The following is a 13,482-nucleotide window of genomic DNA, read 5'->3' on the forward strand; positions in this document are numbered from 1 at the left end:
TAAGTGTGAAACAACCTAGTTATGTAAAAAAAATAACTAGTCCGACGCGTTAGTGAACTAGTTTTTAAAGAAATCCTCTTCTCATGCCATGAGTATTATTACTCATCCACAAATAGTAAAAACTGCAAAAGTATAGTAACTACGTTAATTTCTTTTTAGTTTTCTTTTAAAAAAAGCACCCAAACTTGTAACTGAAAATAAACCAATAATCGTCGAAGGTTCAGGAACGACACCGATTGTTACACTCTCTCCAGGAGAAACAGTAAATGATTTTGTTGGAGGGAATTTTAATTGTCTAACTTCTTCAGAAAATAGATATTCTGAGATCGGTAAAATACTAAGATTTCCTGTTATCGTTCCAGCCGATAAAAGTGGGGAGATAGTAAATGCATCACCAGGAACTTGATAAAAAATGTTCCGCTCAACACCCTCGAAAATCGTTTGAAGTAAAACGGCAGATAAGGGAGAAAGGGATTGTGATGAAGTTCTACTTGTAACGGTAAATCCACCGGTTTCTACTTCTTCTACGCCAGTTGGCGTACTTACAACTACCGTACTTTCAATCTCATAACCAAAAGTTTCGTCTGGATAATCCTCAATTTCCCATTGAAAGTCAGTCGATACTCCAGGGGGTACAAGATTACCAGTAAATAATAGACTTACTTCAGAAGTATTATTATTAAAAATTTGACTTGCAGGTAAAGAAGAAGATTGAGCATCAATAATATTAATACTTCGATTAGAAATCCCTTTAAATATAAATTGCCTACCTAATATCGGATAATCACCTGTCCATGTTGTGTCTGTACTTAGCCGAACAGCGTAAGAAGAACTAGCAGAAAATATAATACTACCTGCTGCTAAATAAAAAGCTAAAGGAAAACTATGAAGTGTTTTTTTTGCCTTAAACATAATCGTTGATTGGTAAAGTAATTTTGGATAATTATGGGCAGGAGGTCTGATGTCACCGAGGTGAAGCACGATGAACCTAGAAGGATTGCCGGAACTAATCCAACAATACCAGAAACTGAACCGGAAGAACAACTTCTTGAAAAGACTCAACATAGCACTATCGTAAGGATTCAGATCGAAAATGGAGGTATCAAAGATGGAGCGTGCAAATCAGGGTTGACTATCGCTTTTATCGCTTGCTTAAAAAATTGAATAACGGAACGCGTAAAAGCTTACCTGCTTCCCCTCCGGCTTTACCAATCCATTCACTAATGTACAAATTAACTTTGGCTTAAAAGTCAGATGCCCAACTAAAAAATTCAAGAATGTTTTGTGTTTTTTGGAATAAAGCGTAGTTTTTAAATGCTTCATCTATTAGGTTGACAAACTTTTCCCCAATTTCTTGGTTATTTAAGCCTGGAAGCTTAATCAGCTTCTTGAAGTGATGGCGTAAATGGGCCAACTAACTGTAGACAGCCCTTGCAAAACGCTCTGCCAAGTAAATAATGTCTTGTCTACGAGCAATTTGATTCATCCATTGTTTGGGAATATTTTCCATCCCGTAGTAAATTCCCGCTAACCCACCGGTGACAGCGGCGGTAGTATCGGTATCTCCACCTAAGTTAACAGCCTTTAGTACCGCCTCAGAGTAAGACGAGCTATTTAACAAACACCACAGGGATGACTCTAAAGTATCAATCACATAGCCACCAGAATTAATCTCTTCTACTGGTAACTTGGCAATCTCACCACTAAAAACTCTGCCAAAATGGGGCTTTTCTAACAAAAATTCTCGGACAGAATAAATTTTTTGGATATCTTGCAATGCTTGTAGATAAGCTGTTTGAATGTCAGCCCCTTCTAGCAGCGCCACTGCAATACTAATATAAATGCCGCAGGCCATTTGCGATCGCGCATGAGCATGAGTAATCGCCGAAACATCATGCACCCGCGCCAGCAATTCGTTCAAAGTTAAGCTTCTGTGACAATAAGCCATCGGCAAGATTCTCATCAAAGAACCATTGCCATTACTATTTTCAACCTTGCCACCCGCCTGATGGGGAACAACTCCCTGCTTGAGGCGCATAATTGCTGTATGGGTAGTTTGACCAATATCAAAGACATCGCCACGGGGAGTCCAGTAAGCTTCCTTGTACCAGCGCCAGAAGGAATTGGCTATGGCATCCAACGAATACCCCCGACAAAGGCATTCTGCCAAGCAAAAGCTTAACGAACTGTCATCTGACCAAGTTCCTGGTGGTTGATTCCATGTGCCATAACCCAACATTGTTGTCACTGGAGATTTTACTCGTTCAGCGCGGCTAGTAAACTCCACCGGCACACCCAAGGCATCACCGACACATAAACCCATCAAGCCAGACAACGTTTTTGCAGCGGTTAGCATTATTCAATCTCCACGAGAATTGCTAAAAATTAACTTTATAGATTCCTTCTATAGCTTATTGCAACAGATGCTACAGCATACTTTTTATCCTATGTGAAAAGCTTGGCAAAAGATTGCTAATTGGGTATTTTATTTACCATATCCTAACTAAGTTTTGGTTCCAATTCTTGTGCCAGTTTTAAAAGCGTCTGTCTTGAGATAAAGCCCAGAATTAAAAGATATTGAAATGTAATTATAGCAGATTATTTATTATTTTAAGGGATAGTTAGCCTGTAGGGTTTATGCATCAATAACAACAGTCATTTAATAAAATTTGGGAATCATTTGGAACATTATCACACGCTTTTCGGACGGGAATATATAAGTAAAAAATACAAAGTTTGGTCAAAATTATGAAACGCTTACTCAAGTTTTTTATGACAATTTCTGCATTGTCTTCTTTAATAGTTGCTCGTCTGATTCTATCAGATGGTCAAGCCTCTGCTGAAACCAAAAAGGGTGCTGGTGTTGCAACTGGTGTTACCAGCGGCGGACAAGTCAACGATGATGCTACATTTGGTGGTAATGTCACAGGTCGTTTGAAATTAGGAAATACGCCGTTTTCGGTACGTGGTAATGTCCTTCTTACAAAGTTCTGCGCCCGGAGATCGGGACGCACAGACTTTGCGCTTTGGAGTGATCAGACGAGTGCTATCATCCCAGAAGTTTCTTTGGATGTACCTATTGCTAATAGAACAAATGCCTATTTAACTGGTGGTTATTCTTTTGTAAAAAAAGATGGCTTACCAACTCCCATTGGTAACAGAGATGCAGTAGTATTAGATGTTGGTGTTGAGTCGGAAGTTGCTAACAAGTCCCTCGTTTACACTAATGCCAAAATAGGATTTGGTGCTTACCAAAATAGCGATGCTTCTGCTGTTAACATCAATGGTGGTATTGCCTATCGCTTCAAATAAAAAAACAGGGCTGAGTGCTGAGTAACGAGTGCTGAGTAAAAAGTAAAATTTATTGCACTCAGGACTCAGCACTTCTGAATCTATACTTTACTCAAAACTCAGCACTCAGCACTCCAAAAAGCTGGTTTTGTTATTTGTTAAGTGTTAGATCACTGATAAAGCCTGCTTTTGACGTGGTAAAATTAGAATATTCCTCATTATTCCGACCGGATTACCGGGGATCAAGTAGCCGACGGGGTACTGATTCGGCGTCTACGTAATGCTTTATTGAGAATACTATACAACTCTAATGGTTAACTCTGCTCCTTCCCCCATCGCTAGCCGTAAGCCTTCCAAAGTAGAAGGAATCAAGGAAAATAGTAATTTTTTGCGTGAACCTGTAGCAACTGAGATTCTTCAAGACACTACCCATTTTACTGAAGACGCGGTGCAGCTTTTGAAGTTTCACGGTTCTTACCAGCAGGATAACCGCGACAACCGCCTCAAGGGACAGGAAAAAGATTACCAGTTTATGCTGCGGACAAAAAATCCGGGTGGTTTTGTGCCGCCGCAGCTGTATCTGGCTTTAGATAAACTAGCTGATGAGTATGGCAATCATACGTTGCGTATTACTACTCGTCAAGGTTTCCAACTGCACGGAATTTTAAAGAAAAATCTTAAGGCAGCAATTGCCACGATTGTCAACAACCTGGGTTCGACTTTGGGAGCTTGCGGTGACATCAACCGCAATGTGATGGCACCACCAGTCCCTTTCAAGAATCGCCCAGAGTACCAGTATGCTTGGGAGTATTCCCAGAATATTGCTGATTTACTGTCCGGGCAAACAGGTGCTTATTATGAAATTTGGTTAGATGGGGAAAAAGCAATTAGCGCTGAAGAGAATCCAGAGGTAAAGGCAGCCCGACAGCGCAATGGTAATGGCACAATTATTCATGACAACGAAGAACCGATTTATGGTACGCACTATATGCCCCGCAAGTTTAAAATTTGCGTGACAGTGCCAGGAGATAATTCGGTTGATTTGTATTCCCAAGACCTGACTTTGGTGGTAATTACCAATAAGAAGGGACAATTAGAAGGATTTGACATCTTTGCTGGTGGTGGCTTAGGTAGAACACACGGTAAAGAAGAAACTTTCGCTAGGTTGGCCGATCCAATTTGCTATGTGGCGAAGGATGATGTTTATGACGTAGTGAAAGCGATTGTTGCTACTCAGAGAGATTATGGCGATCGCACAGACCGTCGTCACGCCAGATTAAAATATTTAATCAACGATTGGGGTGTAGATAAATTCCGCACCCAAGTTGAAGAATATTTCGGTAAACCAGTTGAAGCCTTCAAACCACTACCAGAGTTTAAATATCACGACTTCCTTGGTTGGAATGAACAAGGAGATGGCAAACTATTTTTAGGAATTTCCATTGACAATGGTCGAATCAAAGATGAAGGTTCGTTTCAACTGAAAACTGCCTTGCGGGAAATTGTCGAACAGTTTAACTTGCCTATCCGTTTAACGCCGAACCATAACCTGATATTTTACGAGATTGAGCCAGATAGTAAAGAAGCCATTCAAGACATTCTCAGCCGTCACGGTGTTGTCTCTGACCCCAATAAAATCGAACCTTTACTGCGGTACGCAATGGCTTGTCCGGCTTTGCCTACCTGCGGCTTGGCAATCACCGAAGCAGAACGGGCAATACCAGGGATTTTGGAGCGGATTCGCACCTTATTAGATAAAGTTGGTTTACAAAAAGACCACTTTGTGATCAGAATGACAGGCTGCCCTAACGGTTGCGCTCGTCCCTACTTGGCAGAATTGGGCTTTGTCGGCAGCGCCCCAGAATCTTACCAAGTTTGGCTAGGGGGTTCACCAAATCAGACACGATTGGCACAACCTTACATAGAAAAGCTGCACCACAATGACTTGGAAAGCTTCCTAGAACCGATTTTTGTTTACTTTAAGAAGTCGCATAAATCTAAGGAAAGCTTTGGTGATTTTTGCGATCGCGTTGGTTTTGATGCCATCCGTGAATTTACTGCTACCTACGACCCGCAAACAGCCGATGGTGCGAACAAATCACGCCACCGGGTAAATCTGAAAGTTGAGGTTTATACTAAGTTGAAGGAAGTAGCCGAAAGCCAAGGCAAGCCGATGACTGAGTTGGTGAGTGAAGCGCTAGAGGCTTACTTTCAGAATCTTCCGTAAGCCGAAAAATTGCAGATAATGAAATTAAAGAGAGACACAGATGGATTTATCTGTGTCTCTCGTGCGTAAATCCTAATGCAGTTAGGCAACACATCCACAGGAAAACTCAACTATGGTAACGACAGCAAAATTTGCAGAAACTAGGGATGTGCTGCAAAACATCAGCTGGCAGACATTTAAAGCTATGCTGGCAGATATGGGATCTGAGCGAAATAAAAGGCTAGCTTATGACAATGGAATAGTAGAAATTATGAACCCGCTGATGCCACACGAGAACTCAAACCGTCTTATTGAAGGTTTTGTTCTTGTGTTGTGTGAGGAATTTGGTTTAGAAGTTAAAAGTGCTGGCTCCTTGACTATGACGCGAGATGATTTGGAGCGAGGAGCTGAACCAGACAGTAGTTATTATATCCAAAATGAATTGTTAATCCGCAACAAAGAAAATATTGACCTGAGTACAGATCCTCCACCCGATTTAGTACTGGAAATAGAATACTCCAAACCTAAAATAGACAAGTTGACCCTTTATGCTTCAATGGGAGTTCCAGAATTCTGGCGATATAACGGAAATGTGTTGAGAATCTACACTCTTAACGGTGGACAATACTCACAAACCGATCGCAGTTCAACTTTTGCGCCTGTGCTAATAACGGAAATTCCCCGATTTATCGAAGAAAGCAAGAAAGTTGGCCAAATAGCAGCAACTCGTGCTTTTCGCACCTGGGTTAGACAGCAAATGTCTACAGCAGGATAGTAATTTATTAAGAAAAATGTCTCAACTGCAAAGAATTGCGATCGCACCCTCCCAATTTCAACAAGGGCAAATTTTGCTCACAAAAGAACAGCAGCATTATTTGGGGCGGGTGTTGCGCTTGCGTGAAGGCGATCGCTTTATTGCAATGGATGGTAAAGGAAAATGGTGGTTAGCCCAGCTTGCAGGGGAGCAAGGACAGGTTTTAGAACAGCTTTTGGTGGAAACAGAATTACCTGTCTCAATTACGCTGATGGTGGCGTTACCTAAAGGCAATGGATTTGATGAAGTTATCCGGTGTTGTACAGAGTTGGGAGTAACTTGCATTGCACCAGTATTGAGCGATCGCACTTTGCTTGATCCCAGTCCTCAAAAACTCGAACGCTGGCGGCGCATCGCTGCGGAAGCCGCCGAACAATCAGAGCGCTCCTTTGTGCCAACAATTTTAGAGCCTGTTGCTTTTAACATAGGTTTGTCATTAGTCATTGGTGATTTGTCATTTGCAAACAGCCAGCAATATATCTGTGTGGCGCGTGGTGAGTTTCCCCATTTAAAAGATTGCTTACAGCACAAACAACAAATGACTAATGACAAAGGACAAATGACAAATGACAAAATTGTCATTGCCACTGGCCCAGAGGGAGGATGGACAACACAAGAAATTGATCAGGCGATCGCATCTGGATTCCAACCTGTTTCCCTTGGCCGTCGCATCCTGAGAGCAGTTACAGCCCCAGTAGTAGCATTATCCTTGATTACCGCAGCTTATGAAGTATAAATGATTTATAGCTCACGCAGAGGCAAGGCAGCGCGTTGCGGGGGTTCCCACCGTTGTAGCGACTGCCGCGTAGAGGAAAATGATTGAGCAAGTTGCGTAGGCGTAGCCCGTCGTAGACATCGCTTTTGAGCATAAAGACTATCAAACAGCTGCTAAATTACTCAAACAGCTGCAAAAAGAATCACCCGAAAATCCTTGGGTACAATATTATCTCGGTCGGCTACATGAAGTATCTGGAAAACGCCAGGATGCAGAAAAAATTTATCGGCAACTACTGCGAGATACGACGAATATTAAAATAGTGACGCTAGCACGACAAGGTTTGCGGCGGTTACAAGAAATAGAGCAAGAAAAAAGACAAAGAGCCATTTCTCAAGCTACGAGCCAAGCCAGCGACATCGAACTTGGTGTACTAATCTTAGAGCCTCTCAGTAACGAGATGAAAACAGAAGCATCTCAAAAATTCGCCCAAATTATGCAGTTAGACCCCTATACTGCACGGCTGATACTACCAAGTCGTGGCTGGAGGTTGTACCGTACTGGACAAGTGGGAGAACTAAAATTTTATGGCGAACAGCTACAGCAGGCTGGTATTCCCTGCTTTTGGGCAAAAATAACTCAAATTCAGCAAATCCAAGTTTTTCAAGTCAAACATTTCCGAGAATCTGCCCTACAAGCTACTATTGTTTGCCGCAACGAGGCAAATCAACTCGGTTCTTTAACTTTTGACTGGTCAGAAATCACTGCCCGAGTCGTTGGGCTGTTGCCCATTTTTGAGGAAGTTGTAGATCGCAACATCCGTGGTAAATTGGAACGAAAAACTCAAACACAAGACTATGCCCAGTTTTGTGATTTACACCTACCTGGTAGACGTTGCATTCTGCGCCTTTATGATTACGGTTATGAATTCCAGCAAGGTTTAGAAATCATTCCTCAAGCTAACCAAAATACCATCAGAATTAATTGGAATAGTCTATCCAGTTGGATTGACCAGAAACTACCTCAAGTCAAAATTTGGTCAGATTTCACACCTTTTGCAGATACAGCATTAGATCAAACAGAAATGCTAAGTCATATCAAGTCTCACATTGATCTGTTTCGTAGAGAACAGACTAATTGGGACTCAGCTTTTCATTTATATAGTGGACTTGTGTTTGTTAAATAATTAGTAGATAAGTATAAAATGACGCGCTTTATACATGACAAATTCGCCAAGGACTATCTGGAAGAATTACTAAAAGATTACGGAGAAGTCAAGCCATCAGAAAAAGTTTCAGGAGAGATTAAAGAAATAGATGTTTTGTTTACTCCTTCTAAACAGCAAAGCTCTAATTTACAAGTGCTAGGATTGCTAGGAAGATTTGCTGAACATCCGGCGCTCATAGAACCCTTCCGCAATCCAGCTTCTAGCGATGAAATATGTGACTGTATTCTAAAATTATTAGAAATAAAGGCTCTCGTGCGACGAGAAGCTAAAGTAAATAAAAGCAAACTTCAGGACTCAGAAATTCCCAAATTGTGGGTTCTTACACCTACCGTATCTGAAGCTAGATTGTCTAGTTTTGGAACTATTCAAAAAGAAGGTTGGTTATCGGGAGTACATTTTCTACCAGATGCCTTGCGGACAGCAATTGTGGCGATACACCAACTACCGCAAACACCGGAGACGTTATGGTTGAGGCTTTTGGGAAGGGGAAGTGTGCAATCACAAGCGATTGTCGAGTTGCAAGCGTTACCATTAAATTATCCATACCAAAAAGCAACACTCGAATTAGTTTACAACTTGCGCGAAAACTTGAGAGTAAATCAAGAATTAGAAGAAGATGATCGGGAGTTAATTATGCGACTAGAACCACTTTATCAAAGAGACAGAGAACAAGCTGTACAGTCAGGAGAACAACGTTTAGTTCTACGCTTACTCAATCGCCGTATTGGGGAAATTAATGCCTCATTAATCGAGCGAATTAAAGGATTGTCGATTGAACAATTAGAGAATCTAGGAGAAGCATTACTAGACTTTTCTATTGTTGCTGATTTAGAAACTTGGTTAAACCAACAGTAAAATAAATCATCATCAGTAGATTAATTAATCTATAGCAATCCGATTGGATTTTTGAAAAAATTTAAATATGGTTAGTCTAGGTTTATATTCCACACAAAGAAAGGTATTAAATCTATGAATACACTAAGTGCTAAAAATCAGCAGTTAGGGGGTTTGTACGTCCAATCCCCTCAAGGAGAACAACTAGTTTTTCCGGTCAAGCAAACGGAAGTTATCGCAAAAATTGCAGGTAACTTGTCACGAGTTGAGGTAATTCAAAGCTTTGAAAATCCCTTCACGCAGCCTTTAGCAATTTCTGAAGTGGGTTCTCCTTCACATCAATTAAAAATTGAACACTCAGGTCAAATTGTGCGGATTCAATTAGCTGGAGAAGATACAATTTCCAACAAAGATTTAATTCTTCGCTATCAAGTTTCTGGTAAGGAAACTCAATCCACAGTATTAACCCAAGCCGACGATCGCGGCGGACATTTTGCAATATATCTGATTCCAGCTTTGAAATATTCCACTAATGAGATTGTCCCCAAAGATGTCGTATTTTTGGTAGATACTTCCGGCTCCCAATCTGGCGATCCGTTGCAAAAGTGTCAGGAATTGATGCGGCGATTTATCAATGGGTTGAATCCCAATGATACTTTCACAATTATCGATTTTTCCGATAGAGTCAGACAGTTATCGCCAACACCTCTGCCGAATACATCAGAAAATTGTGCCCAAGCGATCGCTCTTACTTTGGAGGGTTCCCCCATCTACAACTGGCAAAGTTATCTTAACCTTGCATCTTCACGTTTAACTTGTAGAGACCGTAAATTTACGGTCTCTACAAGTTAATTAATTCTTAGGAGTTTTAATCTGACGTGCCATGTCTAGATAAGCACTCATATTTGCCCCTGGACGGCGACGACCATTAGAGCCAGTAGCTGAAGGAGCGAGATATTTTGGCGCAAAAGTGGTTTCTTTTGGCTCCTCTTTGAGGACTTTAGCCGCTAAGGCTTTTGCATTATTACCAGGTTCAACTTTAAGACCCTCAGCAGTCTGGACTAGCTGAACATCGGCTGGTTTTGGATTTTTAGCTGATTTTGCTTTATCCTTAACTACGGCGGTTTTTGTTCCGTTTAATGAAGCTGGCTTGGATGAAACTGGTGCATCTAATGAGATTTTTTCTGTGGCTTTTTGAGCATTTGATGCAACTGTCTCCACTACTTTCTTCGCGTTTGATGCTACCTCTTTAGCTGCGTCTTTAACAGCATCCTTGGCTTCGTCCAATTCTAAGAAGTAGCCGTTATTTTTCTTCTTCCCAGGTAAAAGCCCAGTAACGAAACCCAGAATACCGTTAAGAAAACCCAGAATACCCGAAATTAACTTTTTGATAAAATCCATTAGAATTACTCCTGCCTGTTATATTTGAAACTCGACCGTAATTGTGAAAAATTACGAAAAAATGTTACATTTTCTGCTTTGAGTCACCCCATTCTGGTGACAACCGTTATAGGTTTGTGCTTAATCAACATTGTAGTAAAACTACAAGGCAAATGTTCTCTTGCAAGCATTTGCAACCTGTATACACCGAGAACTAATTATTAAATTTTACTGTAACTAAGAGCAAGATTCTGAAAGGTAGGCTTTACAAAAATTAACATTTCTTTGCTTGGTAAATACTTATTTGAATGAAGCAAGGAGTTTATTCTCAACCAGTGAAAGGAGTGTCATAGCTTATTAGCTGATGGCGAGATTAATTGGTTATATTTTATACAACCTATCTTTGGAAGCATTTCAGTTTTGCAAAAACATCTTTTAAAAAATCCGAAGCGCAATCCCGTGTTATTGGTACACGGGATTGACGACACAGAGGCAGTTTTCCATAAAATGGCGGCTCAGTTAAGACTACAGGGTTGGTCTGTATATTCCCTCAATCTCGTACCTAATAATGGTGATGTGGGTCTTGGTGAGTTGGCAAACCAAGTAGCAGATTATGTTACAGCCACCTTTGCCCCAGAACAACATCTAGATTTAGTAGGCTTCAGCATGGGAGGAATTGTCAGCCGTTACTATGTTCAGCGACTAGGAGGAATAAACCGCGTTCAGAGGTTTATCACTATCTCTTCGCCCCATAATGGAACTGTGGCTGCTTATGGTTCCCGGCGTCCTGGTTGCGTACAAATGCGCCCCAACAGCATTTTTCTCAAGGATTTAAATTCTGATGCTGTAATATTGGGGCATCTAGATTTTACATCTATCTGGACACCTTATGATTTGATGATTGTCCCAGCGAATAGTTCACAAATGTCTGTAGGAAACGAAGTAATAGTACCAGTTTCTTTACATCCTTGGATGCTGACAGACCCCAGGAGTTTAGCAGTAGTAAAAACAGCTTTAGAAGAGCCTATTAAGCTGCCCTTCGTTAAGAAAGCATCCAGTCAGTGCCAGGATACTTACCACGCTTGATTTCTTTATTTTGAATTTTAAATTTATTAAGTCCTATCTCCAATTTGTGTATGTTCGTAACTTCCAAAAATCGCATCTGGGTGACGATAATACTTGAATTCCATTAGGTTATAAAAGGGATCTTCTAAAAAGAAAGTGCGATGCTCAAGAGCAGAACCAACAAAGCGATTTTTGGTTTCTTCACGAAAAAGTAGCTGCTGATGTTGTGCCCTTTCTAGTAAGTCTTGCCAGTCACTTTCTTGGGTAAAAATTAGCCCAAAGTGTCTAGGATAAATAGTGTTTTGCGGTGTCAAAGCTTCTTTGGTGAGGTGAGCCACTAGCTGATGACCGTAAAGATTGAGAATCAAGGCGTGGTGGTTTTCACGACCAGGAATACAGCCTAAACCATCTACATAATATGCTTTTGTTTGGGCAATATCAGTCACAGGGAAAGCAAGATGGAATAAAGTTTGGCTCATAATTTGTGTGGATAATGAATTGATACTATCTACAATTTATGCTGTTAAGCCTTGATTGTGGTCAACTTCAACACAGTTTTAATTGAGATTAACTTATATCCTTTATCCTGATGATTAAGATTGGGGACTGAGTACTACTTCATATTTTTCTTGTGGGATGGGCGTCTAAATCCTCGTTACAAAACTTAATTACGAATTATTTTAATCCACGTTTTTTAGTCAGTACTAGAGTGTATATCTTAAGACATTGTTTTAGTTTTACACTCACCTTTCAGGGCTATGCGATCGCAATTTAGTTAATAATACAAACATATTACTTGATCGGGGGAGGTATCAGAAATTAAGCAATAAGGGTGGTAAATTCGTTATTCTGTTGATGTTCAGATAAAATTACTCATGATTAACTGATGTCATCCTTAATTGATTCTGTAAATCCCTGGTTGGTGGCAGTAGGATTAAACACAATTTTATTGGGTTTAGCTGCGATCGCTCCAAAAAAACTGCTGACCCCGGCTGGATTATTCCACGCCTGGTTACTGGCTATCCTAATTTGGGTAACTCTCGGCTGGCAAGGATATGCAGTAGTAATGTTCTATTTTCTGGTTGGTTCTGGCGTTACCCGCATCGGTATGGCGCAGAAGGAGGCAGAAGGAATTGCCGAAAAGCGTTCTGGGGCAAGAGGCCCAGAAAATGTTTGGGGTTCGGCTTTAACTGGGGCGCTGTGTGCTTTGGGAGTAGGGCTGATAAATTCAGGATTTCTTGTAATACCTAGTTCTCAATCCCTAGTTCCCAGTCTCCAGTCTTTATTATTGTTAGGCTATGTAGCGAGTTTCAGTACTAAGCTGGCTGATACCACTGCTAGCGAAGTCGGTAAAGCTTATGGTAAAAGCACCTTTTTAATTACCACATTCCAACCAGTGCCTCGCGGTACAGAAGGAGCAGTAAGTTTAGAGGGAACTTTAGCTGGTATTGTGGCTTCTGTAGCGATCGCATTCGTGGGTTGGGGAGTTGGTTTAATTGATCTATTGGGAGTAGTTTGGTGTGTGCTGGCAGCATTTATTGCCACCAACTTAGAAAGTGTAATTGGGGCGACACTGCAATCTAAGTATACTTGGCTGACTAATGAAGTCGTAAATATTTTTAATACATTAATCGGGGCGATCGCATCTGTGCTACTTGTCTGGACATGGGTAAATATCATTAACTAAATCGGTCACACAATTTTGGATTTTAGATTGACGCCAGCAATCAAGTCAGGGGCTTGTCAATGAATTCCCTGATATTTTATATCCTGTTTTGTCCCCGCTAGACTGTAAAAGTGATCATGGCAAATTATTTTATTTCCTAGTTCCAGCAGATTTCAAGTTGATGAAGTACACAAGCTAAGTCTCAAAGCCTGTTTTACTTCTGAATTCTGAATTCTTCTTTATATAATTTTTTGACCATTTTCACATAATGAGTTCATGGAAT

At 40.8% G+C, this 13,482-nt stretch carries 13 protein-coding genes; 9 read left to right on the plus strand and 4 right to left on the minus strand.

Annotation, left to right across the window (positions count from 1 at the left end; all coding sequences use genetic code 11):
• Positions 1 to 144: 144 nt before the first annotated feature.
• Together ACEW80_RS19835 and ACEW80_RS19840 are read right to left on the minus strand one after the other, a co-directional pair.
• Positions 145 to 912, minus strand: coding sequence for a PEP-CTERM sorting domain-containing protein (locus ACEW80_RS19835; RefSeq protein WP_373528234.1), 768 nt, complete (start codon positions 910 to 912; stop codon positions 145 to 147).
• Positions 913 to 1,414: 502 nt separating this feature from the next.
• Positions 1,415 to 2,356 carry an ADP-ribosylglycohydrolase family protein gene (locus ACEW80_RS19840; protein ID WP_373528235.1) on the minus strand — a complete coding sequence of 314 codons (942 nt, stop codon included), beginning with the start codon at positions 2,354 to 2,356 and terminating at the stop codon, positions 1,415 to 1,417.
• A 392-nt stretch (positions 2,357 to 2,748) separates the two neighbouring features.
• On the opposite strand from ACEW80_RS19840, the gene ACEW80_RS19845 reads away from it, so the two are divergent.
• From ACEW80_RS19845 to ACEW80_RS19875, 7 genes are all read left to right on the plus strand, one after another.
• The gene (locus ACEW80_RS19845; RefSeq protein ID WP_373528236.1) at positions 2,749 to 3,312 is read left to right on the plus strand and encodes a hypothetical protein; all 564 of its coding nucleotides are present in this window, start codon (positions 2,749 to 2,751) and stop codon (positions 3,310 to 3,312) included.
• A 289-nt stretch (positions 3,313 to 3,601) separates the two neighbouring features.
• A complete protein-coding gene (sir, locus tag ACEW80_RS19850; protein ID WP_373528237.1) occupies positions 3,602 to 5,518 on the plus strand; it encodes a sulfite reductase, ferredoxin dependent in 1,917 nt (638 codons plus the stop codon).
• 112 nt (positions 5,519 to 5,630) lie between these two features.
• On the plus strand, positions 5,631 to 6,272 hold the full coding sequence (locus tag ACEW80_RS19855; protein WP_373528238.1) for a Uma2 family endonuclease: 642 nt from the start codon (positions 5,631 to 5,633) through the stop codon (positions 6,270 to 6,272).
• A 16-nt stretch (positions 6,273 to 6,288) separates the two neighbouring features.
• The gene (locus ACEW80_RS19860) at positions 6,289 to 7,047 is read left to right on the plus strand and encodes a 16S rRNA (uracil(1498)-N(3))-methyltransferase (RefSeq protein WP_373528239.1); all 759 of its coding nucleotides are present in this window, start codon (positions 6,289 to 6,291) and stop codon (positions 7,045 to 7,047) included.
• A gap of 118 nt (positions 7,048 to 7,165) precedes the next feature.
• Positions 7,166 to 8,212, plus strand: coding sequence for a tol-pal system YbgF family protein (locus ACEW80_RS19865; RefSeq protein ID WP_373528309.1), 1,047 nt, complete (start codon positions 7,166 to 7,168; stop codon positions 8,210 to 8,212).
• Positions 8,213 to 8,230: 18 nt separating this feature from the next.
• On the plus strand, positions 8,231 to 9,109 hold the full coding sequence (locus ACEW80_RS19870; protein ID WP_373528240.1) for a DUF4351 domain-containing protein: 879 nt from the start codon (positions 8,231 to 8,233) through the stop codon (positions 9,107 to 9,109).
• Between the two features lie 114 nt (positions 9,110 to 9,223).
• Positions 9,224 to 9,940 (plus strand): VWA domain-containing protein, encoded by a 717-nt coding sequence (locus ACEW80_RS19875; RefSeq protein ID WP_373528241.1) that lies wholly within the window; start codon positions 9,224 to 9,226, stop codon positions 9,938 to 9,940.
• Here ACEW80_RS19875 and ACEW80_RS19880 read toward each other — a convergent pair whose 3' ends face one another.
• The gene (locus ACEW80_RS19880) at positions 9,941 to 10,489 is read right to left on the minus strand and encodes a hypothetical protein (RefSeq protein WP_373528242.1); all 549 of its coding nucleotides are present in this window, start codon (positions 10,487 to 10,489) and stop codon (positions 9,941 to 9,943) included.
• A 399-nt stretch (positions 10,490 to 10,888) separates the two neighbouring features.
• Here ACEW80_RS19880 and ACEW80_RS19885 point away from each other — a divergent pair, with 399 nt between their 5' ends.
• On the plus strand, positions 10,889 to 11,554 hold the full coding sequence (locus ACEW80_RS19885; protein ID WP_373528243.1) for an esterase/lipase family protein: 666 nt from the start codon (positions 10,889 to 10,891) through the stop codon (positions 11,552 to 11,554).
• A gap of 26 nt (positions 11,555 to 11,580) precedes the next feature.
• Here ACEW80_RS19885 and ACEW80_RS19890 read toward each other — a convergent pair whose 3' ends face one another.
• A complete protein-coding gene (locus ACEW80_RS19890; protein ID WP_373528244.1) occupies positions 11,581 to 12,012 on the minus strand; it encodes a VOC family protein in 432 nt (143 codons plus the stop codon).
• A gap of 407 nt (positions 12,013 to 12,419) precedes the next feature.
• On the opposite strand from ACEW80_RS19890, the gene ACEW80_RS19895 reads away from it, so the two are divergent.
• Entirely contained in the window at positions 12,420 to 13,220 is an 801-nt protein-coding gene (locus ACEW80_RS19895) for a TIGR00297 family protein (protein ID WP_373528245.1), read from the plus strand.
• Positions 13,221 to 13,482: the final 262 nt, after the last annotated feature.

Origin of the sequence: Nostoc sp., assembly GCF_041747015.1 — a bacterium.
In the GTDB taxonomy this organism is placed as follows: Bacteria; Cyanobacteriota; Cyanobacteriia; order Cyanobacteriales; family Nostocaceae; genus Nostoc.

Coding starts and splice junctions, on each gene's coding strand:
- ACEW80_RS19840 (WP_373528235.1), bottom strand. CDS start 2,356: ATGCTAACCGCTGCAAAAACGTTGTCTGGCTTGATGGGTTTATGTGTC.
- ACEW80_RS19870 (WP_373528240.1), top strand. CDS start 8,231: ATGACGCGCTTTATACATGACAAATTCGCCAAGGACTATCTGGAAGAA.
- sir (WP_373528237.1), top strand. CDS start 3,602: ATGGTTAACTCTGCTCCTTCCCCCATCGCTAGCCGTAAGCCTTCCAAA.
- ACEW80_RS19890 (WP_373528244.1), bottom strand. CDS start 12,012: ATGAGCCAAACTTTATTCCATCTTGCTTTCCCTGTGACTGATATTGCC.
- ACEW80_RS19855 (WP_373528238.1), top strand. CDS start 5,631: ATGGTAACGACAGCAAAATTTGCAGAAACTAGGGATGTGCTGCAAAAC.
- ACEW80_RS19845 (WP_373528236.1), top strand. CDS start 2,749: ATGAAACGCTTACTCAAGTTTTTTATGACAATTTCTGCATTGTCTTCT.
- ACEW80_RS19835 (WP_373528234.1), bottom strand. CDS start 912: ATGTTTAAGGCAAAAAAAACACTTCATAGTTTTCCTTTAGCTTTTTAT.
- ACEW80_RS19860 (WP_373528239.1), top strand. CDS start 6,289: ATGTCTCAACTGCAAAGAATTGCGATCGCACCCTCCCAATTTCAACAA.
- ACEW80_RS19895 (WP_373528245.1), top strand. CDS start 12,420: ATGTCATCCTTAATTGATTCTGTAAATCCCTGGTTGGTGGCAGTAGGA.
- ACEW80_RS19875 (WP_373528241.1), top strand. CDS start 9,224: ATGAATACACTAAGTGCTAAAAATCAGCAGTTAGGGGGTTTGTACGTC.
- ACEW80_RS19880 (WP_373528242.1), bottom strand. CDS start 10,489: ATGGATTTTATCAAAAAGTTAATTTCGGGTATTCTGGGTTTTCTTAAC.